General features: G+C 59.4%; 22 protein-coding genes. 20 read left to right on the top strand and 2 right to left on the bottom strand.

Features of this window, described 5'->3' with window-relative positions; translation table 11 throughout:
* Positions 1-68: 68 nt before the first annotated feature.
* The 7 genes from ACZ41T_RS02660 (at position 69) to ACZ41T_RS02630 (ending at position 9,372) form a co-directional block, all read left to right on the top strand.
* Positions 69-2,378 carry a nitric-oxide reductase large subunit gene (locus tag ACZ41T_RS02660; protein ID WP_464922936.1) on the top strand — a complete coding sequence of 770 codons (2,310 nt, stop codon included), beginning with the start codon at positions 69-71 and terminating at the stop codon, positions 2,376-2,378.
* A gap of 32 nt (positions 2,379-2,410) precedes the next feature.
* On the top strand, positions 2,411-4,552 hold the full coding sequence (gene glgX / locus ACZ41T_RS02655; protein WP_464922935.1) for a glycogen debranching protein GlgX: 2,142 nt from the start codon (positions 2,411-2,413) through the stop codon (positions 4,550-4,552).
* Positions 4,553-4,612: 60 nt separating this feature from the next.
* Complete coding sequence (locus ACZ41T_RS02650) at positions 4,613-5,245, top strand: YchE family NAAT transporter (RefSeq protein WP_464922934.1); 633 nt, start codon at positions 4,613-4,615, stop codon at positions 5,243-5,245.
* Positions 5,246-5,344: 99 nt separating this feature from the next.
* Positions 5,345-5,647, top strand: a complete 303-nt coding sequence (locus tag ACZ41T_RS02645; protein WP_464922933.1) for a hypothetical protein — start codon at positions 5,345-5,347, stop codon at positions 5,645-5,647.
* A 119-nt stretch (positions 5,648-5,766) separates the two neighbouring features.
* Positions 5,767-6,666, top strand: coding sequence for an LOG family protein (locus tag ACZ41T_RS02640; protein WP_464922932.1), 900 nt, complete (start codon positions 5,767-5,769; stop codon positions 6,664-6,666).
* 3 nt (positions 6,667-6,669) lie between these two features.
* Positions 6,670-8,073: an MBL fold metallo-hydrolase RNA specificity domain-containing protein gene (locus ACZ41T_RS02635; protein WP_464922931.1), complete on the top strand. Its 1,404-nt coding sequence runs from the start codon at positions 6,670-6,672 to the stop codon at positions 8,071-8,073.
* Between the two features lie 201 nt (positions 8,074-8,274).
* On the top strand, positions 8,275-9,372 hold the full coding sequence (locus ACZ41T_RS02630; protein ID WP_464922930.1) for a hypothetical protein: 1,098 nt from the start codon (positions 8,275-8,277) through the stop codon (positions 9,370-9,372).
* A 13-nt stretch (positions 9,373-9,385) separates the two neighbouring features.
* Here ACZ41T_RS02630 and ACZ41T_RS02625 read toward each other — a convergent pair whose 3' ends face one another.
* Positions 9,386-9,601: a hypothetical protein gene (locus ACZ41T_RS02625; protein ID WP_464922929.1), complete on the bottom strand. Its 216-nt coding sequence runs from the start codon at positions 9,599-9,601 to the stop codon at positions 9,386-9,388.
* A 39-nt stretch (positions 9,602-9,640) separates the two neighbouring features.
* On the opposite strand from ACZ41T_RS02625, the gene ACZ41T_RS02620 reads away from it, so the two are divergent.
* Entirely contained in the window at positions 9,641-10,048 is a 408-nt protein-coding gene (locus ACZ41T_RS02620; RefSeq protein ID WP_464922928.1) for a hypothetical protein, read from the top strand.
* Between the two features lie 379 nt (positions 10,049-10,427).
* Positions 10,428-11,231: a M90 family metallopeptidase gene (locus ACZ41T_RS02615; protein ID WP_464922927.1), complete on the top strand. Its 804-nt coding sequence runs from the start codon at positions 10,428-10,430 to the stop codon at positions 11,229-11,231.
* Here ACZ41T_RS02615 and ACZ41T_RS02610 read toward each other — a convergent pair.
* Entirely contained in the window at positions 11,222-11,602 is a 381-nt protein-coding gene (locus ACZ41T_RS02610) for a phage holin family protein (RefSeq protein ID WP_464922926.1), read from the bottom strand. The genes ACZ41T_RS02615 and ACZ41T_RS02610 overlap by 10 nt on opposite strands.
* A gap of 235 nt (positions 11,603-11,837) precedes the next feature.
* On the opposite strand from ACZ41T_RS02610, the gene ACZ41T_RS02605 reads away from it, so the two are divergent.
* The 11 genes from ACZ41T_RS02605 (at position 11,838) to ACZ41T_RS02555 (ending at position 23,359) form a co-directional block, all read left to right on the top strand.
* Positions 11,838-13,253, top strand: a complete 1,416-nt coding sequence (locus ACZ41T_RS02605; RefSeq protein ID WP_464922925.1) for a dihydrolipoyl dehydrogenase family protein — start codon at positions 11,838-11,840, stop codon at positions 13,251-13,253.
* Positions 13,246-14,211, top strand: a complete 966-nt coding sequence (locus ACZ41T_RS02600) for a bifunctional enoyl-CoA hydratase/phosphate acetyltransferase (protein ID WP_464922924.1) — start codon at positions 13,246-13,248, stop codon at positions 14,209-14,211. Before ACZ41T_RS02605 ends, ACZ41T_RS02600 begins: the two co-directional genes overlap by 8 nt.
* Positions 14,208-14,606 carry a carboxymuconolactone decarboxylase family protein gene (locus tag ACZ41T_RS02595; protein WP_464922923.1) on the top strand — a complete coding sequence of 133 codons (399 nt, stop codon included), beginning with the start codon at positions 14,208-14,210 and terminating at the stop codon, positions 14,604-14,606. The genes ACZ41T_RS02600 and ACZ41T_RS02595 overlap by 4 nt, the downstream gene beginning before the upstream one ends.
* A gap of 22 nt (positions 14,607-14,628) precedes the next feature.
* The gene (locus tag ACZ41T_RS02590; protein WP_464922922.1) at positions 14,629-15,252 is read left to right on the top strand and encodes a rhomboid family intramembrane serine protease; all 624 of its coding nucleotides are present in this window, start codon (positions 14,629-14,631) and stop codon (positions 15,250-15,252) included.
* Positions 15,253-15,263: 11 nt separating this feature from the next.
* Entirely contained in the window at positions 15,264-16,316 is a 1,053-nt protein-coding gene (locus tag ACZ41T_RS02585; RefSeq protein ID WP_464922921.1) for a thiamine pyrophosphate-dependent enzyme, read from the top strand.
* The gene (locus tag ACZ41T_RS02580; protein ID WP_464922920.1) at positions 16,316-17,296 is read left to right on the top strand and encodes an alpha-ketoacid dehydrogenase subunit beta; all 981 of its coding nucleotides are present in this window, start codon (positions 16,316-16,318) and stop codon (positions 17,294-17,296) included. Before ACZ41T_RS02585 ends, ACZ41T_RS02580 begins: the two co-directional genes overlap by 1 nt.
* A 20-nt stretch (positions 17,297-17,316) precedes the next feature.
* Positions 17,317-18,666 carry a dihydrolipoamide acetyltransferase family protein gene (locus tag ACZ41T_RS02575; RefSeq protein ID WP_464922919.1) on the top strand — a complete coding sequence of 450 codons (1,350 nt, stop codon included), beginning with the start codon at positions 17,317-17,319 and terminating at the stop codon, positions 18,664-18,666.
* A complete protein-coding gene (locus ACZ41T_RS02570; RefSeq protein WP_464922918.1) occupies positions 18,667-19,383 on the top strand; it encodes a DUF1003 domain-containing protein in 717 nt (238 codons plus the stop codon).
* A gap of 33 nt (positions 19,384-19,416) precedes the next feature.
* Positions 19,417-21,849, top strand: coding sequence for a phosphoenolpyruvate synthase (gene ppsA, locus ACZ41T_RS02565; RefSeq protein WP_464922917.1), 2,433 nt, complete (start codon positions 19,417-19,419; stop codon positions 21,847-21,849).
* 117 nt (positions 21,850-21,966) lie between these two features.
* Positions 21,967-22,515 (top strand): HdeD family acid-resistance protein, encoded by a 549-nt coding sequence (locus tag ACZ41T_RS02560; protein WP_464922916.1) that lies wholly within the window; start codon positions 21,967-21,969, stop codon positions 22,513-22,515.
* Positions 22,516-22,642: 127 nt separating this feature from the next.
* The gene (locus tag ACZ41T_RS02555) at positions 22,643-23,359 is read left to right on the top strand and encodes a 2,3-bisphosphoglycerate-dependent phosphoglycerate mutase (RefSeq protein ID WP_464922915.1); all 717 of its coding nucleotides are present in this window, start codon (positions 22,643-22,645) and stop codon (positions 23,357-23,359) included.
* Position 23,360 lies beyond the last annotated feature (1 nt).

Below are 23,360 nucleotides of genomic sequence, written 5' to 3'. Positions count from 1 at the left end.
TGCCTGTGTGACCGACCGAATCACATTGCCGCATGGCTCGCGAAACAATCGATTGAGGAAGTGCATCCATGAGTGTTGAGACGCAAGCATTGGCCGCCGAAGACGATGACTCGCTTTCGCCCTGGTGGATACGCGCTGTACTGATTGTGATGGTATTAGGTTTTGCCGGCCTGATCACGATCACGATGCTCTCCTACCGCAATGCCCCGCCGATCCCGGCGCTGATGGTGGACGCACAAGGTGACACAGTATTCAGCGGCGACGACGTCCGCGACGGCCAGACGGTTTTTCTCAAATACGGTTTGATGGACAACGGCAGCATCTGGGGCCATGGCGCCTATCTTGGCCCGGATTATTCGGCCGAGGCGCTGCACCGCATCGGGATGGACACCGCCGAGGCAATCGCACAACAACACTATCAACAGCCCCTGGCCGCGTTGACACCGTCGCAGCAGGCTGCAGTCCGAGCAGAAACAGCGGTCGAACTCAAAACCAATCGGTATGACAGCGCCACCCAAACGCTGCGATTGACCGTGCCGCAAACTGCGGCCTATCGCCAGCAGATCGGCTACTGGACCGAGTACTTCCGGGATCCGTCGCGCAATGCGGGTCTGAAGGCCGACCTCATCACCGACCCGACCGAGCTGCGCCAGTTCACCGCCTTCGTCACCTGGGCGGCCTGGGCGTCGGTGGCCGTTCGTCCGGGCGAAGACTATTCCTATACCAACAATTTCCCGTACGATCCGAGCGTGGGCAACCTGCCCACGTCCAGCGCCCTGCTGTGGAGCGCGCTGAGCCTGCTGGTGTTGCTGGCCGGTACTGCGACCGTACTGCTGGCATTCGGGAAATTCGATTACCTGGGTTGGATTACGCGCGGCCATCACGTGCACCCGCACCTGCTGCCGGGGCGATCCAGCCTGGGACAGAACGCGCTGGTGAAATTCTTCGTGGTCGTAGCGCTGCTGTTGCTGGCGCAGTCCTTGGTGGGCGGCGCAGTGGCGCATTACCGCGCCGATCCCGGCAGTTTTTACGGCTTCCAGCTGGAGCGTATTTTTCCCAGCAATCTGCTGCGCACCTGGCATTTGCAACTCGCGATCTTCTGGATCGCCACCGCCTACGTCGCCGCGGCACTGTTCCTTGGCCGCTCGCTGCGGGTCGACGAACCACGCGGGTTCGCAGGGTGGGTACACGTACTGTTCGCCGCGTTCGCGGTCGTGATCGGCGGCAGCTTGATTGGTGAGTGGCTGGGCATCTCGCAACAGCTCGGTCAGTGGTGGTTCTGGCTGGGCAACCAGGGGTGGGAGTACCTGGAACTCGGTCGGCTGTGGCAATACCTGCTCGTGGCGGGTTTGTTGATGTGGTTTGCGCTGCTATGGACATTGGTACGGCCGAACACGCTGGCGGACCCGGCGGCGAAGCCGGTCGTCAAGATGTTCCTGGTGGCAGCGCTGGCAATTCCGGTTTTCTATGTGCCCACCCTGTTTTTTGGCGCCAGGACCAACTTCACGGTGGTCGATACGTGGCGCTTCTGGATCATCCACCTGTGGGTAGAAGGCTTCTTTGAATTCTTCGCCACGACGGTGGTGGCACTGACGTTCTATCAACTTGGTCTGACGCGCCGCAATGTCGCGCTGCGCGTGATCTATCTCGACGCCATCCTGTATTTCCTCGGCGGGTTGATTGGCACCGGTCACCATTGGTATTTCACCGGCCAAACCAACGTCAACATGGCGCTATCGGCGCTGTTTTCTGCGCTCGAAGTCGTCCCGCTGACCTTGCTCACGCTGGATGCCTGGGATTTCGTTCGAACCACCCGCGGCGAATGCGACGTCTGTGGAAAAAAGATCGCGATACCACACAAATGGACCTTCTATTTCCTGATCGCCGTGGGCTTCTGGAACTTCCTGGGTGCCGGCATGTTCGGTTTTCTGATCAACCTGCCGATCGTGAGCTATTACGAAGTTGGTACCCTGCTGACGCCGAATCATGGCCACGCTGCGCTGATGGGCGTCTTCGGCATGCTGGCGATCGCGCTGATGGTGTTCGTGTTGCGCCAGACCAACGATGATGCGCACTGGGCTGGCATCGAGAAATACATCAAGGTCGCCTTCTGGGGCACCAACATCGGATTGGCGATGATGGTGACGATGAGCCTGTTCCCCGGCGGCGTGCTGCAAGTCTGGGACGTGATGCAGAATGGGTACTGGCGCGCTCGCAGCCTTGACTATATCGGGAGTGATCGATCGCGCCTGATCGAATGGCTGCGTATGCCAGGCGACTTGGTGTTCATCGTATTGGGCACCGTGCCATTGGTGATCGCAGTGGTCAAAGGCTACCTCGGCGCGCGCGCCGCGGATCGTAATCTAGTTGAATCCTGACACAGGAATGATGGCAACAAGGCAGCAATAGCATGAAGACTCCTGAACGTCCACTGCATGCGTATATGACCAAGGTTTGCGAACGCGCCGAAGTTCGGCGAGGCGCACCTTTGCCACTGGGTACCCATGAAGCCGAAGGCGGCATCAACTTCGCCCTGTTCAGTCGCCACGCCAGCCGCGTCCGGCTGGAACTGTTCGAACAGGCGGGCGACGCTGCGCCAGCCCGGTCCATCGATCTGGATCCGGCGAGCAACCGCACGGGCGACGTGTGGCACGTCTGGGTCCAGGGGATACAAACGGGCCAGCTGTATGCCTATCGTGTCGACGGCCCGTACCAGCCCCGGGATGGCCATCGTTTCAATTTCAGCAAGCTGCTCCTTGACCCCTTTGCGACAGCGATCTCGCCGTTGCCTGCCTGGGATTTTGGCGCGGTGCGGGGATACGATCCAGCGGCGCCGGAGCCAGACCTGGTTTGTTCAAAAGTCGATGATGCCGGTGCCATGCCGAAATGCGTGTGCACCCATGAGCATTTCAACTGGCATGACGACCGCCCGCTCCGGCATCCATGGTCGAAGACGGTGATTTATGAAACGCATGTGCGTGGTTTTACCGTTCATCCCAACGCTGGCGTGGCGCATCCCGGCACCTACCGCGGCCTGATTGAAAAGATTCCCTACTTGAACGAACTGGGCGTGACGGCGGTGGAATTGATGCCGGTACACGAGTTCAACGCATACCAGGCGCCGGGCATCAACCCGCAAACCGGCGAGCCACGCACCAATTTCTGGGGCTACGATCCCGTGGCCTTCTTTGCGCCGAAAGCCTCCTACAGCAGTGCGGGCGGACTCGGCCAGCAGAAGCTGGAGTTCAAGGAAATGGTGCGGGCACTCCATCATGCCGAGATCGAAGTGATCCTGGATGTGGTGTTCAACCACACCGCAGAGGGAAACGAGCTGGGCCCGACGCTGTGCTTTCGCGGCATGGATAACGCGATCTTCTACACACTGGCGGACGACAAACGCCACTACAAGGACTACACGGGCACCGGCAACACTATCAACGCCAATCACCCTGTGGTGCGGGATCACGTCCTGGCTGCGTTGCGTTATTGGGTGGTGGAGATGCATGTGGATGGCTTCCGCTTTGATCTGGCGTCCGTGCTCGGACGCGACAGCAGCGGCAAGCTGCTGACCAATGCCCCGCTGCTCGAACAGATCGCCGAGGACCCGATTCTAAGAGACGTAAAAATCATCGCCGAGGCGTGGGACGCCGCCGGCGCCTATGAGGTGGGGAGTTTCTCCGAGCAGCGCTGGGCGGAGTGGAACGGCCGCTACCGGGACGATGTCCGGCGTTTCTGGCGCGGCGACGCGGGCATGCTCGGGGTGTTTGCCAGCCGAATCTGCGGCAGTGCCGACATCTACACCGCGTCGGGCAAAGGCCCCGAGGCCAGCATCAATTTCATCACTTGCCACGATGGCTTCACGCTCAACGACCTGGTGAGCTATGGCACCAAGCACAATGAAGCCAACGGTGAAAGCAACCATGACGGGACCGACGCCAACTACAGCGACAACCACGGCGTCGAAGGCGTGACGGCGGATGCCGGAATCGAGGCCCTGCGCAAACGCCAGATCAAGAACTTCCTGCTGACGCTGCTGATCTCGCGCGGGGTGCCGATGCTGCTCGGCGGGGACGAATTGCGCCGCACTCAGGGCGGCAACAACAACGCCTGGTGCCAGGACAACGAAACGAGCTGGCTTGACTGGCGTAGTCTGGCACAACACCAGGACATCTTCCGCTTCACGCGCGGCATGATCGCCTTTCGCCGTGCCCATCCTGTGCTGAGTGCGGAGCACTTCTACACGGACGCCGAGGTCCAGTGGTTTGGCCCGCAAGGTGGTTTGCCCGACTGGGCCAACCCGGAAGCGAAGCAGTTCGGCTGCCTGATCCAGGAAGACAGTCAACGCGCGCTTTTCATGATGTTCAATGCGGGTGCCGAGGCAGTTGATTTTGTTTTGCCCCAACTCGCAGCGAAGAAGGGATGGCGTCTGGCCGTCGATACCGCGCGCGAATCCCCGCAGGACCTGTTCGAAGTGAGCGGGACCACCCTGTTGGAAAACACACGCACTTACCGTCTGGAGACCCGATCCAGCACCATTCTTTTGGCGCATTGAGTCCGTCTCGCTCCGGCTTGGCCCATCACATTTCTTATCGCACGTCAGAGAACACACGCCATGCTGCATTATGCGGAATACCTCAAAATGTTTGTCGGCCTGCTGGCGATCGTCAACCCGTTCGGGGCCATCCCGCTATTCATCAGCATGACCGTCGACGAGAGTGCCCGCCAACGCCGCAAGACGATCAACCTGGTGGCCGTCGGCGTCACCATCATCCTGCTGGTTGCACTGTTCTTCGGCGAGTTGCTACTGCAGTTTTTTGGCATCACCATCGATTCGTTCAGGATCGGCGGCGGCATCCTGGTGTTGCTGATGGCGATCGCCATGCTGCATGCCAAAACCAGCCTGATCCGGCAGACCGATGAAGAGGCATGCGAGTCGATCGACAAGGAGTCGGTCGCCATCGTCCCGCTTGCTATGCCGCTTCTGGCCGGCCCGGGCGCCATCAGCACCGTGATTCTGGCGGCGCACAAGTCAAGCGGCGTCGTCCACTACCTGGTCATCGCGCTGGGCATCGTCGTGTTGAGTCTGGTGGTGTGGGGCGTGTTGCGATTGTCGCCGTGGATAGCCGGTCACATCGGCGCCACGGGGATCAATATTTTTACCCGCATCATGGGATTGATCCTGACAGCGATTGCAGTTGAGTTCATCGCCACCGGCATCAAGGGAATGTTTCCTGTGCTGGCTTGAGTGCGCACCCTGTATGGAAATGCTGATTGACGCTGGACAAATCAATGTGAGATTTCGTAGGCTATTCTAAATAATGAAATCAGCTACAGGAGTCGACCCATGACCCAAAACCAGCGTATCGAACAGAAAATCGATTTCTACGCATCACATCTGAAGCATATCGATGAGCTTTTGGAACGATCCAGCAAAGGCGTTACGAACCGTCCGGAGCACGCTGAAATCCACGCACAGATAACGACCCTGAAAAATGAACGCGATCAGCTCGCCAAGCACATTGACACGCTGAAACAGGGGTCTACTGCCGACATGCAGGAAAAAATGATTGAGGACGCTGGTCCTATGGGTGTGTGGGATGCGCTTGCCCAGCAGTTGGAGAAACTGCTTGAGCGCATTGAACGCTAGTCATGCATAGGTGCGGATGCCCATAACAAACTAAAGGTAACGGAGTGAGCATGTCAAAAAACGGCTTCTCATCACCGCTAATGCCAGCCCCGGCCCATCCCCGCATACGGCGGGAACCGTTGCCCTGGCAGACACCCAAGGCGCTCGAGGATGACCCCCAGGCCATGGCGCGAGTGCAGGCCATCATGGCCAGCCCGGGCTATCGCCAGGCGGATCAGGATGTGGCGTTTCTGAACCAGGACGAAACGCGCGGGGTACGGCTCCAGATTGATTACCTGAAACCCGAACTGCTGTTGGGCCAACATGGGGTAGGACATACCATCGTGGTGTTCGGCAGCACCCGTCTGCAGGAACCGGGGGCTGCGCGACGCAAGGTAGAGGCCATACAGCATGCGCTGGCCGGCGACCCTGCGGATGCGGAACTGCAGCGGCGCCTGAACGTGGCGCGGTCCATCCAGGAAAAGAGCCGGTATTACGAAGAAGCAAGGGCATTCGGCCGCCTAGTGGCAGCGTCAGGCAAAGGTCCGGAGGATTGCAGCGTAACCCTGGTCACGGGGGGCGGCCCCGGCGTCATGGAGGCCGCCAACCGGGGGGCGTTCGATGTGGGCGTCAAATCAATCGGCCTCAACATCACCCTGCCCCAGGAACAGTATCCCAACCCCTACGTCACCCCTGAGCTCTGTTTCAGCTTCCATTATTTCGCCATGCGCAAACTGCACTTTCTCAAGCGCGCCAAAGCGCTGGTCGCTTTCCCCGGCGGCTATGGCACCCTGGACGAACTGTTTGAAACCCTCACCCTGATCCAGACCCGCAGCATTGCGCCGCTTCCGGTGGTGCTGGTGGGCGAGGCCTGGTGGCGACAGGCTGTGAATATGGATTTCCTGGTAACCGAGGGCGTCATCGACGCCGAGGACCGGGAGCTGTTCTGGTACGCCGAGACTGCGGCGGAAATCTGGCAGGGTATCCAGAACTGGCACCGGGCCAGCGGTAAACCCCTGCTGAACGACAACAAGAAATAGACCATGAAAATTGCCTTCCACGGCGCCGATCACAACGTCACCGGTTCCTGCCATAGGGTGAGCTGCGGCGGCAAGCAAATACTGATCGACTGCGGACTGTATCAAGGCGGGCGCGAACTGGCGGAGGAAAATCACGAACCTTTTGGCTTCGATCCCGCGGCGGTGGATTATCTGCTGCTCACCCATGCCCACCTCGATCATTGTGGCCGCATTCCCTTGTTGGTGAAGCAAGGCTTCCAGGGCGAGATCATTACCACCGCCGCCAGCCGCGAGCTGGCTAAACTGGTCATGCTGGATGCCGCCCATCTGCAAGAGGAGGAGACGGAGTGGCAATCCCGCAAGATGGCGCGCCACGGCTACAAGAACACCCACAAGGCAGAAGAGATATCGCCGCTTTACACCACGCTGGATGCCCTCAACAGCCTGGATTATTTCGGCCGCAAAGCAGAATACGGCAAGGCGCTGACGCTGGACGGCAGCATTCAGGCCACGTTTCTGGACGCCGGGCACATCCTTGGTTCCGCCTGCATCCTGCTGGAACTGGAAGAAGGTGTCCAACAGCGGCGGGTATTGTTCTCCGGCGATCTTGGCTACAGCGGACGGGCCATCTTGCGTGACCCGACCCCGCCGCCTGATGCCGATGTCGTGGTAATCGAGACCACCTACGGCGACCGGGCGCACAAACAGCTGCAACCCTCGATCGAAGAGTTGTACGCGGCCGTTACCGACACCTTCCGCCGCGGCGGCAATGTCATCATCCCCAGCTTTGCGCTGGAACGCTCACAGGAGATTCTCTACTACCTGCGCGAAGGGGTGGATGCCGGCAAATTGCCTGCCTCCATGCAGGTATTTCTGGATTCACCGATGGCCATCTCCGCCACCGAAATATTCCGGCATCACCCGGAATGCTATGACGAAGCGACCAGCAAGGTGTTTCGCAGCGGAACGGATCCCTTCAACCTGCCGGGTCTGCACTTTACGCGGCAGACCGCCGACTCCATGGCGCTGAATAAAGTGAGTGGCGGCGCAGTGATCATTGCCGGCTCCGGCATGTGCACGGGCGGTCGCGTGCGCCATCATCTCAAGCACAACCTGTGGAAAGAAAACTGCAGCGTGGTGTTTGTCGGCTTTGCTGCCAAGGGCACCCTGGCGCGAATCATTATCGATGGCGCAAAAATGGTGAAACTCTTCGGTGAGGAAATCCAGGTACGTGCCCGCATCTACACCATTGGCGGTTTCTCAGCCCATGCCGACCGCGACGAGTTGCTGGCCTGGCACCGGCAGGTGGGTAACCCGGCACGCACCTTCCTGGTCCATGGCGAAGAAGAGGTCATGCAGTCCTTTGCCCCGCAGTTGCATGACACCGAGGTGATCATGCCTGAGCTGAATCAATCGTTTCCCTTGTAGTCAGTCGAACCAAGAATTGATATAGGCACGTTTGCGGCTACAAATAACCTACAGTAAAAGGGAGACTTTTCTGGTTGGCGGTTTGGCGTTCTGCAATTCCCACGCACCAGCCTGTAGACAGGTTTGTTTCTGCGCATATGAGCATATGCGCAGTTACTTCTTCCTTCGTCAATCGGCCTCACATCACTAAAAGGAACGGAAATGAAACTCACCCCCAGGCACCTGACCGTAGCCGTCCTGGTCGCCAGCGCGCAACTCTCCAGCGTGGCGTTCGCACAAACCCCGAAAATGCCCACTGCGCAAGCAGCACCTGCTGAGGCGAAGGCACCGGTTGCGATCAAGTCCCCCACCGACTGGATTATCTATGACGAAACGACCTTCACCCCGGTCGCGGATTCGATCAGCCTTCATCTGGATGCAGCACGCAAAGCTTTCGATGCCAAGGACAATAAGAAAGCGGCAGCAGAGATGCGCGCCGTGGCCGCCGAGCTGAAGGCGCAGGCCGCCCAAGCCGCCAAGGCCGAAAAGGCCCGCACCAAGTCCGAAATGGAGCTTGCGCATAACACCTTCAAGCGCATGGATGCGGTGGCCAGCAAGGTCAGTGCCGCCGCCGCCGGCATCGAGAACGGCAAAATCAAGACCAAGGCGGATCTGGACAAAGCCATCGATAAGGCCACCCGCGCCGACATGGAGCAGCGTTGGCTGGTGACGGACGTGACCACCTGGTACCCGGTGACCGAAGAGCCGCAACGGCATTTCGGCAGCGCCGTCGAAGCCTACGCGAAGAAAGACTACAAAGCGGTGGCCACCGAGATCCGCAAAGCGACTGGCTACCTGCGTCTGGAAGCCGGCCGCGCAACCGGTGACGCCAAGCAGGCGCTCGACAGCTCCGTGGTGGAACTCGACAAGCTCGCTGCTTCCGTCGAGAAGGGCGCGATCAAGGGCGAGAAGATCATGGACAAGGCGTTCGCCAATGCCAACCACGCGCTCGCCCTGGCGCATCGCACCAAGGCGACTGAATCGTGGGCGCGCAAGGAGTACAACAAGGCCGGTTACGAACTCAAGGCAGCAGCCCACGGGCTGGAAAGCGCTGCGGCTTGGGCCGGACAGGAAGCGAAGGCAGGTGCTTCCGCAGCTGTTGCCGGCACACGGGCACTGGGCGATAAGATCGTCTCCGGTGCGGCCTGGTCGCGCGATGAAGTCGCCAAAGGCTTCGAGTCGCTGGGCAATGCCATCAATGCATTGGGCCAGAAGATTGGCAGCGGCAAGAAGGCGGCCCCGGTAAACGGGGGAACGTGAGCGCCTGATTTGCTTACCGCTTTTGCAATTGATAAAAACAATCCGCGATAGCGCTAAGGTCGTAGCCAATCTTGAAACCAGTGGCGGTCAACGCATGTGCTGTCGCTTCCATCTCGTCGACCCGGCGGGCGGCATGTCGGGCGGCGGCCAGGGAGAGTGTCAACTCCCGGGTGGCCGCGTCATCAATGCCGCAATCGATCGCAACTGAATCATTTCTCCACTTTTCCAAAGGACCTTCATCATAAAGAGCCGTACCCTTCTAACTGCCGTGCTGGCCGGTTCCAGCTTGCTTGCCTCACTGCCGCTTGCGGCCAGCGCGCAGGAAATCATCGTTGTCGAGACCATCAGCGCAACGACTTACCTCAACGGCGGTATCGGCAAGGACGAAGCCGATGCCATGCGGCGCATTGCCAAAGAGTTCCCGTTACGCCTCACGTTCTCCGTGTACAAGGATGGCGAGTTCATCGTCGACGTTCCGGTTGTCATCGCCGATGCGCGCGGCAATCCGGTATTCGAGTTGTCCAAGGCCGGCCCGATGCTCTATGTGATGCTGCCCAACGGCAAGTACAAGGTGAGCGCCCGGTTCAAGGGCCTGACCGAGTCGCAGGAAGTTACCTTGCGCGGCAAGGAAGGCAAGGACCTGTATTTCCACTGGAAGGGCACGCCGAAGAAGTGAGGCGCGTAGCCAGCAAGGACACGCCCAGCGCAATGCGCAAGCCAAACGGCCCGGCGCCCTGCCACGCCATCCCGCTTGCGCTGTTCGCCACGGTTGTCAGAGGACTCGGTGCTTCTGCGCTTGGCCGATCAGGCACGGCCTGCTTCGGCGCCCTCCTTCCCCGTGAGGACGCGGTTGAGGCCGCCTGGGCGGTGGTCGATCCTGTCCTTGATACGCACCACCAGACTCGCGCCTGCAAGCCTGGCGGTTGGGGCCGAAACAGGCTGATGCACTCATCGCCGCAGGCGGAAATCGGCACGACCCGATACTGGGGAAGGCGACAAAATGACCGCAGCGAACGAGGTGGTTTTTTGTTGGGTGTGGACAACATCCGTATAGCATGAAGTGGCTCGAACATCAGCGTGTTCGTTATACGCTCAGTCATCACCCCATTCCTCATGAGGCGTGGGAAGGCTTGATGCACGAGGCCGATATCTTCAGAGGCCTGAGCGCCGTGGAGCGAGCCCATTTGCGGGAGCTGGCTACCTTGTTCCTGCACCGCAAGGACCTCAGCGGGGTTCAGGGCCTGGCCGTGTCCATCGAGATGGCGGCGGCTGTTGCCGCCCAAGCATGCCTGCCGATTTTGAAACTCGGGCTGGGTTATTACGACGGCTGGGTTGAGGTGGTGATCTATCCCGGCGCTTTCCGGGTGGACAGAGACCGTACCGATGCAACCGGACTGGTCTCGCACGAGGAGCACGCCTTGAGCGGCGAATCCTGGTTAAAGGGGCCGGTGATTCTTTCCTGGGATGATATCGCCGCCGACCTGGCGGCGTCCCATCCCGGCCACAATGTGGTGGTGCATGAATTCGCCCACAAGCTGGACATGCTTAACGGCAGCGCTAACGGCATGCCTCCTCTGCACGCTGACATGGTGCGGCAGCAATGGACGGCGGCTTTTAGCAATGCGTTTGATCACTTGCAGCAACAGCTGGCGCATCATCATCGCCCTGGCATCAATTCTTATGGCGCGACCGCTCCGGCAGAATTTTTTGCAGTGGCGAGTGAATATTTCTTCACCGATCCGCAAACGCTGCACCACCAATCCTCGGCGGTCTATGACCAGCTGGTGTTGTTCTATCGTCAGGACCCTGCAAACCGGCGGTCTGCGTCCGCTAGCAGTATTGGCTTCGATCAAATATAAATCCCCGGCCCACTTTGATGGAACATCCACTGCACCTCTCCCATCATGAGCCAGACCATCAAGGCGAAGCCAATCGCACCCAGCACGGCCATCACCAGCGCCCCCAGCAAGGCACTGCCGAAGCCGTCGATTTCAAAATCCTTGACCATTGCCGCGCTGAGCCACAGAGTGAAGGCGTTGACGACCAGCGCAAACAGCCCAAAGGTGAGTACGGTGATGGGCAGGGTCAGCAGCCATAGCAGCGGACGGATGAAGGCATTGACCAGGCCCAGCACAAAGGCTGCCCATAACAGCCCGCCTGTCGAGCGCGCCCGCACCCCGGGGACGACCAAGGTCACCACCCACAGTCCCATGGCAGTGATCAGCCACATAAAAATGATTCCAAATAGCATTGTTTTAGTCACTCCCGTTTCGTTGTCTGACGCGGCCTGCTCTCGCACCGATAAACACTACACAGCACCAAGTGCTAGCCTTCATATCATAAACAACCGCAAGTTCGACACCATCCATTACACGATCGCGGATTCTTGCGAGTTGGCTGGAACCTTGCGGAGTTCGTGATGAAACAGTGAAGATCATTCTCAATGCAATCAAAATGGATAGGTCATGGATAAGCACTACGATGTACTGGTGATTGGCGGCGGCCCAGGCGGCACCCCGGCTGCGATGGCGCTGGCCCAGGCGGGCAAAAAGGTCTTGCTGGTGGAAGCGGGTGCGGGCTTGGGAGGAACCTGCCTGTTCGAGGGCTGCATCCCTTCCAAGATTTTTCGTGAGACAGCCCAGCGCCTGCGCGACATTTCCCATGCGGAGGCGTTTGGCATCCAGCTTCCCCACGAACTGGTGCACCTCAACTGGCGGCAGGTGCAGGCGCGTAAGCGGGCCATATTGCAGCGCCGCAGTGATGCGGCGATCCACAAGGCAGAGCAGTTCAGCATCTTCCATCTACTCTTTGGCCGGGCGCAGTTGCGTGGTGCCCGCGCGGCATTCGTCGAGCCATTTGGGGATGATGGTGTCGAGATCACATTCGAACAATGCATCCTGGCTACCGGTTCCGCACCGAATGCGTTGCCGGTGCGGGGTGTCGATTTGCGCCAGGTCTACAGCAGCGACAGCATTCTCGATATCGACTGCGTGCCAGACCAACTGGTCGTGATCGGTGGTGGGCCCATTGGCGTCGAACTGGCGCAGATATTTCACGCCCTGGGCGCCCAGGTCACGCTGATGGAGCGGGGACCGCATATTCTCGGTGGCGTGGATGAAGAAATGGCGCTGGCTCTGGAACAGCATCTGATCAAACAGGGAATCAATCTGCACGTCAAATGTCAGGTCAAGAGTATTAGTCACAGCGGTCAGGGCGTGTTTGTGGAATACGATACCGAGGCGGGCTCTGATCAGATCTTTACTACAGCGGTGCTGGCCGCTGCGGGTCGCCACCCGCGGGTGGAAGGCCTGGGGCTGGAGCACACCGCAGTGAAGGCCGGACCTCACGGCATCGAAGTGGACGAAACGCTGCAGACTGCCGAACCTGGCATCTACGCCGTCGGCGATGTGATCGGCCAGCCCATGTTTGCCCACTGGGCCACCGCTCAGAGTCTGGCATTGGCGCGGCACCTGCTTGGCCTGCCCGGCCCATTTCCAAAATCCGAACACAACACGGCGACCATCTTCAGCACCCCGGAACTGGGTATGGCGGGCCTGACCGAAGCCCAGGCTGTCAAGGCCGGGATTGAGGTGCGGGTGGCCCGTTACGATTTCGCCCAGGATGCCCGCGCCCAGATCGGCGGTCATGACAACGGCTTGCTGAAAATTATCTACGATAAAAGCAGCCGGCGGGTGATCGGTGTCCACGCGCTGGTGGAAGGGGCAGCGGACCTGATGGGCGAGGCGGCGCTGCTGGTTCGGGCCGGGTTGCCGCTGGAGGCCATTGCCGGGGCGATTCATCCCCATCCTACCCTGACTGAATCTTTTGTAATGGCCGCGCGTACCGCGCTGGCGGCCGAGGCAATGAATCACAATGAATGAGATAGCACGATTGTCGCCCCGCCTCGCCGCGATTCTTGACCAGGCGCGCAGCCATCCTCCCTTGCCGGTGGCGGTGGTGGATGCGCAAGAGGCCCATGTGCTGGCCGGGGTGGTGGAGGCCAGCGATTACGGTTTGATCGAGCCGGTGCTGCTGGGGCCGCGGGCGCAGATCGAAACCGTGTGCCGGCAACTGAGTTGCCCCATCGACCGTTTTTCCATCCTCGATATCGCGCCGGCTTCGGAAGCAGCCGAGGCGGGTGTGCGGCGGGTGCTGGAAGGCAAGGCGGCAGCCCTGGTCAAAGGCTGGATACACACCGACGAGCTGATGCACCCGGTGTTGCGCGAGTTGCGCACGGCGCGGCGCGTCAGCCATGTCTTCATCGCTGATCTGCCCAGTTACCACAAACTGCTGTTCATCACCGATGCAGCCATCAATATCGCGCCGGATCTCGCCACCAAGGCGGCGATCCTGCAAAACGCCATCGATCTGGCGCGCATCCTGGGTGTGGACAGGCCGAAAGCAGCAGCGCTGTCGGCGATAGAACTGGTTAAACCCAGTATCCCTTCCACGCTGGACGCCGCCTGCCTCAGCAAGATGGCCCAGCGCGGCCAGATCACCGACGCCGAGGTGGACGGCCCGCTGGCCTTCGACAACGCGATTTCGCGCGACGCGGCCAAAATCAAAGAGATCAACAGCACGGTGGCGGGAGATGCAGATATTCTGCTGGCGCCGGATCTGGATGCCGGCAACATTCTCGCCAAGGATCTTGAATACCTCGCCGGGGCAACCCTGGCAGGCATCGTAATCGGCGCCAAGGTACCGCTGATGCTCACCTCCCGCTCCGATCCACCCACCGCCCGTCTGATCTCCGCCGCCATTGCCGTGTTGTTGCACCAGCATTGGGACGGTGATGGCGTATCGGTTATTGCTACACCTATCGCAGGAGATGAATCATGAACCCAGGGAGCGATGCCATGGGTAATACACGCGAAAAACTCAACGAAATATCAAGTTTGATCGGGAAACTGCGGACGGATTATCCCGCTGAAACCAACGCCTTTCTCAGCTTCATGAGCAAGGCGGAGGGCGGCAAGGCATTGACGGTACGTGAAAAAGAATTGATCAACGTGGGCTTGGCGGTGGCGGCGCAGTGCGAATGGTGCATCGCCATACACGTTCAGCATGCCATCGAGGCCGGGGCCAGCCGCGACGAGGTAATCGAAGCCGGCTTCATGGCGGTGGTGATGCATGGTGGGCCGGCCCTGATGTACATGACCCCGCTGGTAGAGGCGGTGGACGAGTTTCTTCCCGCTACAGCGTCAAAAGAAACTGTGACAGGTGGCGAGAGTTAGACCTTATTCCGCGATTCCACCCATGGTTCAGGCGCTGCTGGTCATGAATGGCGCCCTGTTTTTACTGGAGCTATATTCCGGCGCCCCGTTAATCGACGCGCTGGCGCTCTGGCCTTTAGGGTTGTCAGGTACGGCTGCGTTTGGGCTGGCCGCGCCTCATTTCCAGTTATGGCAATTGGTGACCTATTCATTCCTGCACGGCGGCATCATGCATCTGTTGCTGAATATGTATGCCTTGTGGCTGTTTGGATCGCGCATGGAGAACGTGTGGGGTTCGGAGGCTTTCACACTCTATTATTTTGTCTGTGTCATCGGTGCCGGGCTGGTGCAGTTGTTCGTCGCCACCCTGGGCACAGGCGAGGGTGGAATTTATCCAACCCTTGGCGCCTCGGGCGGGGTGTTCGGTCTGTTGCTGGCCTTCGGTCTGACCTTCCCCACTGAAAGGCTGATGTTGATCTTTCCACCGGTGGTGCTGCAAGCGAAATGGTTTGTCCTGATCTACGGTGCCATCGAGTTATGGGCCGGCGTCACCGGCACTATGGCGGGCGTGGCCCATTTCGCGCATCTTGGCGGCATGCTGTTTGGTTACATCCTGCTGCTTTACTGGCGTCGCCATCCCCCCGGTTACCGCTGGAACAGACATTGAGGAAGCGCTAAATGGAATCGGACCTGTTGAAGAAAATGTTGCGTGACATATTGCTGGCGCGCGCCTTCGAGGAGCGTGCCGCGCAGGAATACACCCAGGGTAACATCGCCGGGTTTCTGCATCTCTACCCCGGTGAAGAGGCAGTGGCGGTGGGCGTGTTGCACGCGGCGGAGCCGGCCGACTACATTGTCACCACCTATCGCGAGCACGTGCATGCCCTGGTGCGGGGCATCCCGGCGAACGTGGTGATGGCCGAGTTGTTCGGCAAAAAGACCGGATGCAGCGGCGGCATGGGCGGCTCCATGCACCTGTTTGATCGCGAGCGCCGCTTCATGGGGGGCTATGCCATCGTGGGCGAGACCTTTCCGGTGGCGACGGGGATTGCCTATGCCATCGCCATGCGTGAACTGCCGGAGGCGGTGATCTGTTTCTTCGGCGATGGTGCGGTCAATCAGGGCACCTTCCACGAAAGCCTGAACATGGCCGCGCTGTGGAGGTTGCCCGTGCTGTTCGTGTGCGAGAACAACCACTACCAGATCGGGACCGAAATCCATCGCCACTCGGCGGTGGCAGAAGTCTACAAGCGCGCTGGCGGCTATCGTATCCCGGCGAGAAAAATCGACGGCATGGATGTGCTGGCGGTGCATCGCGCCACGCAGGAGGCACTGGCACAGATCCGCGCCGGCAATGGCCCGCAGTTCCTCGAATTCGAGACCTATCGTTTCCGTGGCCATTCCATGGCCGATCCCGGCAGCTATCGCCCGAAGGTGGAACTGCAAGCCTTTGAAAACGAGGACCCGGTCAAAGTAGCGATTGCCGAGACCGTCGAAGCGTATCCCAGCGCCGCACAGATCGCCGCCGCAGGCCCCGACAACATTGAGCGCCTGATGGGCCATGTCGACAGCAGCAGCCATCTCAGCCCCGGGCAACTTGATGCCATCAGGATTGAAGTCGCCGAGGTGGTGGAAGCGGCCGTACGTTTCGCCAGCGAAAGTCCCCAGCCCACGCTGGCCGACGCCGAGGCGGCACTGAACTGCAACCGTCATGAAGAGGTGCTGGTCTGATGGCCGAACAGGTTTATTACTGGCAGGCGCTGAATCGCGCCCTGGATGCCGAGCTGGCCGCCGATGAATCGGTCATCACGCTGGGCGAGGATGTGGGTCTTTTTGGCGGCAGCTACCGTGTGACGGCAGGCCTGTACGCCAAGTATGGTGAATGGCGAGTGCGCGACACGCCCATCTCCGAGGGCAGCTTTACCGGCTTGGCTGTTGGTGCGGCGATGGTGGGCCTGCGCCCGGTGGTGGAACTCATGACCATCAACTTCGCCTTACTGGCACTGGATGCGATTATCAACATGGCCGCCAAGATCCCCTTCATGTCCGGCGGACAGTTTCCCATGCCGCTGGTGGTGCGCATGCCCGGCGGAGTGGCCAAACAGCTGGCCGCCCAGCACTCCCAGCGTCTGGAGCAGACCCTGATGAACGTGCCCGGCCTGCGCATCGCCGTGCCTGCCACGCCGCAGGATGCCTATTGGCAGGTGCGCCAGGCAATCCGCAGCGACGAACCCATCATCGTGCTGGAGCACGAACTGCTCTACTTCGGCAAGGGGACGCTGGACACAAGCCTCGAAGCGCCCCCCATGCACCGCGCCCAGGTACGCCGTCAAGGCAATGACCTCACCATCGTGACCTACTCGCACATGCTGGATCTGTCATTGCGCGCTGCGGAGCAGCTTGCCGAAAAGGGCATCGCGGCAGAGGTGATCGACCTGCGCAGCCTGCGCCCCATCGATTGGGACACCTGCGGTGCTTCGCTGGAAAAAACCCATCGCCTGCTGGTGGTCGAGGAGGACTCACGCTTTGCCGGCGCGGGCGCCGAGGTTGCCGCCGGCCTGACCGAGCGCTGTTTCTACAACCTGGATGCCGCGCCACAACGGGTGGCGGCGCTGGAACTGCCCACGCCTTTTAATGCCGCGCTGGAAGCGGCCAGCATCCCGCGCACGGTGGATATTGTCGCCGCCGCGCAAAAGCTGTGCGCCCACTGAATCTGAACGGAGCGGAAACCATGCGAGAACCCATTACGCTGCCCACCTTGTCGGACACCATGGAAACCGGTCGCCTGGTTCAGTGGCTGAAACAACCGGGCGATCCGGTCGAAAAGGGCGACGTGCTGGCCGAAGTCGAAACGGACAAGGCCATCATGGATCTGGAGGCGTTCCACAGCGGCTACCTGCTCGGCCCTCTGGCACAGGTGGACGCTGATATACCGGTCGGCACCGTGATCGGCTATATCAGTGATTCCCCGCAGCAAGCGGACGAGGATCAGGCCGGCGTCCCCGAAAAAACGAGCAGTGAAAAGACGCCCATTGCGCCAAAAGAAAAAGAGAGCGAAGAAGAGGGCGTAGAAAACAAAGCGCGCAGCCCAACCTCGCCAGCGGATCAATCCGTGACGGAGGAAAAGCCGGCCGCGCCCGTGGTTCCTTCTGTTCCGGCGCCAGACACAGCAGCAGCTGCGCCTGCGCCTGCGCCAGCAGCAGCACCAGCACCAGCACCAGCACCAGCACCAGCACCAGCACCAGCACCAGCACCAGCACCAGCACCAGCGCCCATCGGCCAGCAGGGCATCAAGGCCTCGCCCTACGCGCGCGGCCTGGCACGCGAACTGGGCATTGAGCTGCATCAGATCAGCGCTTCCAGCGATGGGGTGATCCATGCACCTCAGGTGCTCGCTGCGGCGCTGGCGGGACCGATTCCCAATCTGGATGCTGGTCCGGTCTACCGCCTTGAGGCCTTGACCTCGATGCACAAGGCGGTGGCGAACAATATGATCGCCACCCTCGGCACCCCCACTTTCCGCGTCAGTGCCCGTTTGCCGCTGGCGCCGCTCAAGGCGCTGGCGCATGCGCAACAGCAATCGCTCACGCTGCTGCTGGCCAGGGCCTGCGCCCTGTGCGTGCAGAAGCACCCGCATTTCAATGCCGTCTATACCACGAGCGCGCTGGCCGTGCGTGAACAGGTGGACATCGGCATTGCCGTGGATGTCCCGGGTGGGTTACTTACGCCGGTACTGCGCGACGCCGCCCGGCGCCCCCTCGATGAACTGGCCGAGGACTGGCGCATCCTGCGTGACAAGATCAAACGAAATCGCCTGGCTCCGGATGACTATCAGGGCGCCACCTTCTATCTCTCCAACCTGGGCGTCTTTGAACAGGTCAGCCATTTTGACGCCCTCGTGCCGCCGGGAGCTGCCGCGATTCTCTCGCTGGGCGCGGAACAAGACGGCAAGGCTGAATTCACCCTGAGCTGCGACCATCGGGTGATATTTGGCGCCGATGCGGCGCGCTTTCTCGCAAGCTTGTCCCAGTTACTCGATGACCCACAGGGCAGCCTTCTCGATGCAGCCAGCGATCAATAAATGAATACGACGAAAAAAGACCCACACAGCCTCGGCACCTGCCAGGTCTGTCAACAGAACAAGGTATTGAGCCAGCTCCTGCCTGCCAGAATGGTGCGTGGCGGCGTATTGGACCTGATTTCAAAGGAGCATCCGGATTGGAAAAATGACGGTTACATCTGTTACACCTGCCTCAACCAATACCGTACCGCGTATGTCCAGCAGTTGATGGAGAAGGACCTGGGCGAGCTCGATGAGCTGGAGCAGGAAGTCGTCAAGAGCCTGCAGGACAATGCTTTGCTCTCCGAAAACCTCAACGAGGAATACGAAAAAACCCTGACCTTCGGTGATCGCATCGCCGACAAGGTGGCTGCCTTTGGCGGCAGCTGGAAATTCATCATCTGGTTCTTTGTCTTTTTTGCTGTCTGGATCCTCACCAATACGGTGCTCGTGTTTCTCAGGCCGCTTGATCCCTATCCCTTCATCTTTCTCAACCTGCTGTTATCGCTGCTGGCCGCAATCCAGGCCCCGATCATCCTCATGAGCCAGAACCGGCAGGAAGACCGAGATCGCATTCGGGCGGAAAACGACTATCAGGTCAATCTCAAATCCGAGATGGAAGTCCGCATCATCAGTGAAAAGCTCGATCAGCTGCTGCATCAGGAAATGCGCCGTTTCATGGAAATCCAGCAGATCCAGATGGAGATGCTGAATGAAATGCACAGCAAGCTGAGTTGATCACGGATACCCCTATTACATAAGGAGAAAAACATGAACAAGATCACACACATCCGCTGGTTCAACGAGCTTGACATCGACGATGTGCCGCTGGTCGGCGGCAAGAACGCCTCGCTGGGGGAGATGTACCAGAACCTGACGGCTGAGGGTGTACGCGTCCCTAACGGCTTTGCCGTTACCGCTGAGGCATATCGTTATGTGCTGGAACACAACAAGGCCTGGCAGCGCCTGCATGCGGTACTTGACGGACTCGACCCCGACAACATCAAGGATTTGCAGGCGCGAGGTGAGAAGGCGAGGGCGGTCGTATACGGCTGTGAACTGCCGGAAGACCTGAAGACGGCGATATTGCAAAGCTATGCCCAGCTCAAACAGGAATACGGCGAAAGCATTTCACTGGCGGTGCGTTCGTCAGCGACCGCCGAGGACTCCCCGGAGGCCTCTTTTGCCGGCCAGAACGACACCTATCTCAACATCGCCAGCGGTGACGCCCTGCTCGATGCCTACAAACGCTGTCTGGCGTCCAACTTTACCGACCGTTCCATCCACTACAAATTCGACAATGGCTTCGATTACTACAAGGTGCATATCTCCGTCGTGGTCATGAAAATGGTGCGCAGCGACATCGGGGCCAGTGGCGTGATGTTTTCGCTGGACACGGAAACAGGCTTCAGGGACGTCGTCTTCATCAATGCCGCCTTGGGGCTGGGCGAAAACGTCGTGCAGGGCACGATCGATCCCGATAGCTTCTATGTGCACAAACCCAGCTTCGTTGAAGGGTATCGGGCCGTGCTGAAACGCAGCCTCGGCAGCAAAGAAAAGAAGATGATTTTTACCGACACGCTCAACATCGGCAATATCGCGGTGGAATACACCGAGAATATCGACACGCCCGCCGAGGAAAGAAACCGGTTTTGCATCTCCGACGCAGATGTCATGGTGCTGGCCGACTATGCCATCAAGGTTGAAAACCACTATTCCAAGCAAGCCGATTATTACAAGCCCATGGACATGGAGTGGGCCAAAGACGGGATCGATGGGCAGTTGTATATGGTGCAGGCACGACCGGAAACGGTAGCGTCGCAGAAGAAAGGCAGCGTGCTGGAGATTTACCATCTCAAGCAAAGATCGACTGTCCTGCTCAGAGGCAAGGCGGTGGGCACCAAGATTGGCGCCGGCAAGGCGCGGGTCATCAACGATGCCAGACATCTCAGCGATTTCCAGCCGGGAGAGGTGCTGGTCGCCGATACCACGACACCGGACTGGGAACCGGTCATGAAAACCGCCGCCGCGATTGTGACGAGCCGGGGGGGCCGTACCTGCCATGCCGCCATCGTGTCACGCGAACTGGGCATTCCCGCCATCGTGGGAACCGGGAACGCAGCAGAAGTCATCAAAACCGATACGCCGATCACCATCAGCTGCGCCGAAGGCGAAACCGGAAATGTCTATGAGGGCGTGCTGGACTTCGATATTCAGCAAACCGATCTGAGCCAGTTGGGACACCCCAAAACCAGGATCATGATGAATCTGGGTAATCCGGATCAGGCCTTCAGTTTCGCCTCGCTGCCGGTGGATGGAATTGGACTGGCACGCATGGAATTCATTATCAACGAATACATCAAGGTGCACCCGATGGCGCTCATACATCCGGAAAAAGTCGACGCAGCCACGCGCGGAAAAATCGCCGCACTCAGTGTTGCCTACGATGATCCGGCGGATTTCTTCGTCAAGACCCTGGCCGAAGGCGTCGCCACGATTGCCGCTGCGGTCTATCCGAAACCCTGCGTGGTGCGTATGAGCGACTTCAAGAGCAATGAATACGCGACCCTGCTGGGCGGTACGTTTTTTGAGCCGGATGAAGACAACCCGATGATAGGTTTTCGCGGCGCATCACGCTATGCCCACCCAGCCTATGCCGAAGGCTTTGCGCTGGAGTGCGCGGCGATGAAACGGGTGCGCGACGAGATGGGACTGACCAATGTGATATTGATGATCCCTTTTTGCCGTCGGGTGGAGGAAGGCGAAAAGGTGTTGGCGGCGATGGCCAGCCATGGACTCAAGCGCGGAGAAAATGGACTGGAGGTCTACGTTATGTGCGAGATTCCCAACAACGTCATCCTGATCGACGCCTTCGCCAAGTTGTTCGACGGCTTCTCCATCGGCTCCAACGACCTGACCCAGTTGACCCTGGGCGTGGACCGCGATTCGGAAATCGTCGCCTTCGATTTCGATGAGCGCGACGCCGGCGTCAAAGAGATGATCCGGCTGGCCGTGGAGGGCGCAAAACGCAACGGGCGCCACTCCAGCATCTGTGGCCAGGCGCCATCGGACTATCCCGAGATGGCCGAGTACCTGGTGGAGATCGGAATCGATGCAATGAGCCTCAATCCGGACTCGGTCCTCGCCACCACCCGACATGTACTGGAGGTGGAAAAACGTCTGTCCATTAAGCCCAAATCGTAAAACCGGTTAGCGCGGAAACGCATCATGAACCAGCAGGTCAGAATCGTTACAAGCCATGGAAACGTCATGTCGGTGGAACACCGTTGCGCCCCTTCCAAAACCGAATAAAGGAAAAAAATGAACACCCTGCCCATGAATCAAAAAATCCTCGATAAATTCGGGCCCTATACCCTGATCACGGGGATCCTGCTGATCGTGCTGGGCATGGCGGGTATTGTCCTGCCCGGATTGATGTCCCTGGGCACCGCGATCTTTGTCGCTTGGCTGTTGCTGGCCGGCGGCGCCATATGGGGTGTTCACACCTACAAACACAATCCGACGCACGTCATCGACTGGATCAAACCGGCCCTGCTGTTCATTACCGGCGGTCTGATGCTCGTCTATCCCGCATCCGGCGTGGCGGCTGTGGGCTTGTTGCTGGCCATTTATCTGTTGCTGGATGCCTATGGCAGCTTCGCGCTCGCCCAGACGCTCCACCCTGCCAAAGGCTGGGGCTGGATGACCTTCAATGGCGTCCTCTCGTTCCTGATGGCCTTGCTGTTTCTGATCGGGTGGCCATCCAGTTCCCTGTGGCTGGTGGGCCTGTATGTCGGGATCAGCCTGTTTTTCGATGGATGGGCGCTGGTTATGATCGGCTGGGCATTACGCAAGGGCAAGTCATCATGAGCCGCCTCAAGATTGGTGTGGCTGCGTGTAGAGGATGGGTTGATAAAGCCCATCCCTTTTTACGCATCGAACCGCACCTCGGGGCAGCGCACACTTTTGCAGGCACGGTCACCTGTGTGCGTAAACCGTGGAAGCAAGCGACGTGAGCCGGTTGTTCCTGGTCAGACACGGTCAGTCGGTCTGGAACCTGCAAAACCGCTTTACCGGCTGGGTGGATGTTTCCCTTAGCCCGCAGGGCGTGATTGAAGCGCAACAGGCGGCGGCATGGTTGATCGATGAGGCCTTTGATGTGGCTTTTACTTCCACCCTGCTGCGGGCACAGGACAGCCTATACGAGATACTCAGGCGGAATCGTCACTGCGCGCAGTACGCGCGCGTGCATGAGCAAAACAGCGAATGGTACGAACATTTCACCCCGGCCGAAGGCGATGTGAACGAGTTGAAAATATTCGTGTCAGACAAACTCAATGAACGGTATTACGGCGACCTACAAGGCCTGAACAAGGACTGGGCCCGCCAGCACTACGGTGCAGAGCAGGTGCATTTGTGGCGCCGCAGTTACGACATTCCCCCGCCCAATGGCGAGAGCCTGCAAATGACCGCTGCAAGAACGCTTCCTTATTACAGGGAGCGCATTGTCCCGCATCTTCAGAACGGTGAGAGCGTGCTGGTTTCCGCCCACGGGAATTCCTTGCGATCCATCATCATGCACATCGAGCAGATGACACCGCAGCAGATTATCGATTATGAGATGGCGACCGGCGCCCCCCATCTGTATACATTCGATGACGATTTGCGCCTCATCGAGAAGCGAATTTATTCTGATTTCGGCAAGGAGAGATAAG

The sequence above is a fragment of the Thiobacillus thiophilus genome, from assembly GCF_055378705.1.
The sequence above is the reverse complement of the archived record's forward strand: the minus strand, read 5'-3'. Positions and strand labels throughout refer to the sequence as shown.

What these genes read in the sequence shown, in the direction of transcription:
- ACZ41T_RS02660 (WP_464922936.1), top strand. Translation starts at nt 69, where the DNA reads ATGAGTGTTGAGACGCAAGCATTGGCCGCCGAAGACGATGACTCGCTT.
- glgX (WP_464922935.1), top strand. Translation starts at nt 2,411, where the DNA reads ATGAAGACTCCTGAACGTCCACTGCATGCGTATATGACCAAGGTTTGC.
- ACZ41T_RS02650 (WP_464922934.1), top strand. Translation starts at nt 4,613, where the DNA reads ATGCTGCATTATGCGGAATACCTCAAAATGTTTGTCGGCCTGCTGGCG.
- ACZ41T_RS02645 (WP_464922933.1), top strand. Translation starts at nt 5,345, where the DNA reads ATGACCCAAAACCAGCGTATCGAACAGAAAATCGATTTCTACGCATCA.
- ACZ41T_RS02635 (WP_464922931.1), top strand. Translation starts at nt 6,670, where the DNA reads ATGAAAATTGCCTTCCACGGCGCCGATCACAACGTCACCGGTTCCTGC.
- ACZ41T_RS02630 (WP_464922930.1), top strand. Translation starts at nt 8,275, where the DNA reads ATGAAACTCACCCCCAGGCACCTGACCGTAGCCGTCCTGGTCGCCAGC.
- ACZ41T_RS02615 (WP_464922927.1), top strand. Translation starts at nt 10,428, where the DNA reads ATGAAGTGGCTCGAACATCAGCGTGTTCGTTATACGCTCAGTCATCAC.
- ACZ41T_RS02610 (WP_464922926.1), bottom strand. Translation starts at nt 11,602, where the DNA reads ATGTGGCTGATCACTGCCATGGGACTGTGGGTGGTGACCTTGGTCGTC.
- ACZ41T_RS02605 (WP_464922925.1), top strand. Translation starts at nt 11,838, where the DNA reads ATGGATAAGCACTACGATGTACTGGTGATTGGCGGCGGCCCAGGCGGC.
- ACZ41T_RS02600 (WP_464922924.1), top strand. Translation starts at nt 13,246, where the DNA reads ATGAATGAGATAGCACGATTGTCGCCCCGCCTCGCCGCGATTCTTGAC.
- ACZ41T_RS02595 (WP_464922923.1), top strand. Translation starts at nt 14,208, where the DNA reads ATGAACCCAGGGAGCGATGCCATGGGTAATACACGCGAAAAACTCAAC.
- ACZ41T_RS02590 (WP_464922922.1), top strand. Translation starts at nt 14,629, where the DNA reads ATGGTTCAGGCGCTGCTGGTCATGAATGGCGCCCTGTTTTTACTGGAG.
- ACZ41T_RS02585 (WP_464922921.1), top strand. Translation starts at nt 15,264, where the DNA reads ATGGAATCGGACCTGTTGAAGAAAATGTTGCGTGACATATTGCTGGCG.
- ACZ41T_RS02580 (WP_464922920.1), top strand. Translation starts at nt 16,316, where the DNA reads ATGGCCGAACAGGTTTATTACTGGCAGGCGCTGAATCGCGCCCTGGAT.
- ACZ41T_RS02575 (WP_464922919.1), top strand. Translation starts at nt 17,317, where the DNA reads ATGCGAGAACCCATTACGCTGCCCACCTTGTCGGACACCATGGAAACC.
- ACZ41T_RS02570 (WP_464922918.1), top strand. Translation starts at nt 18,667, where the DNA reads ATGAATACGACGAAAAAAGACCCACACAGCCTCGGCACCTGCCAGGTC.
- ppsA (WP_464922917.1), top strand. Translation starts at nt 19,417, where the DNA reads ATGAACAAGATCACACACATCCGCTGGTTCAACGAGCTTGACATCGAC.
- ACZ41T_RS02560 (WP_464922916.1), top strand. Translation starts at nt 21,967, where the DNA reads ATGAACACCCTGCCCATGAATCAAAAAATCCTCGATAAATTCGGGCCC.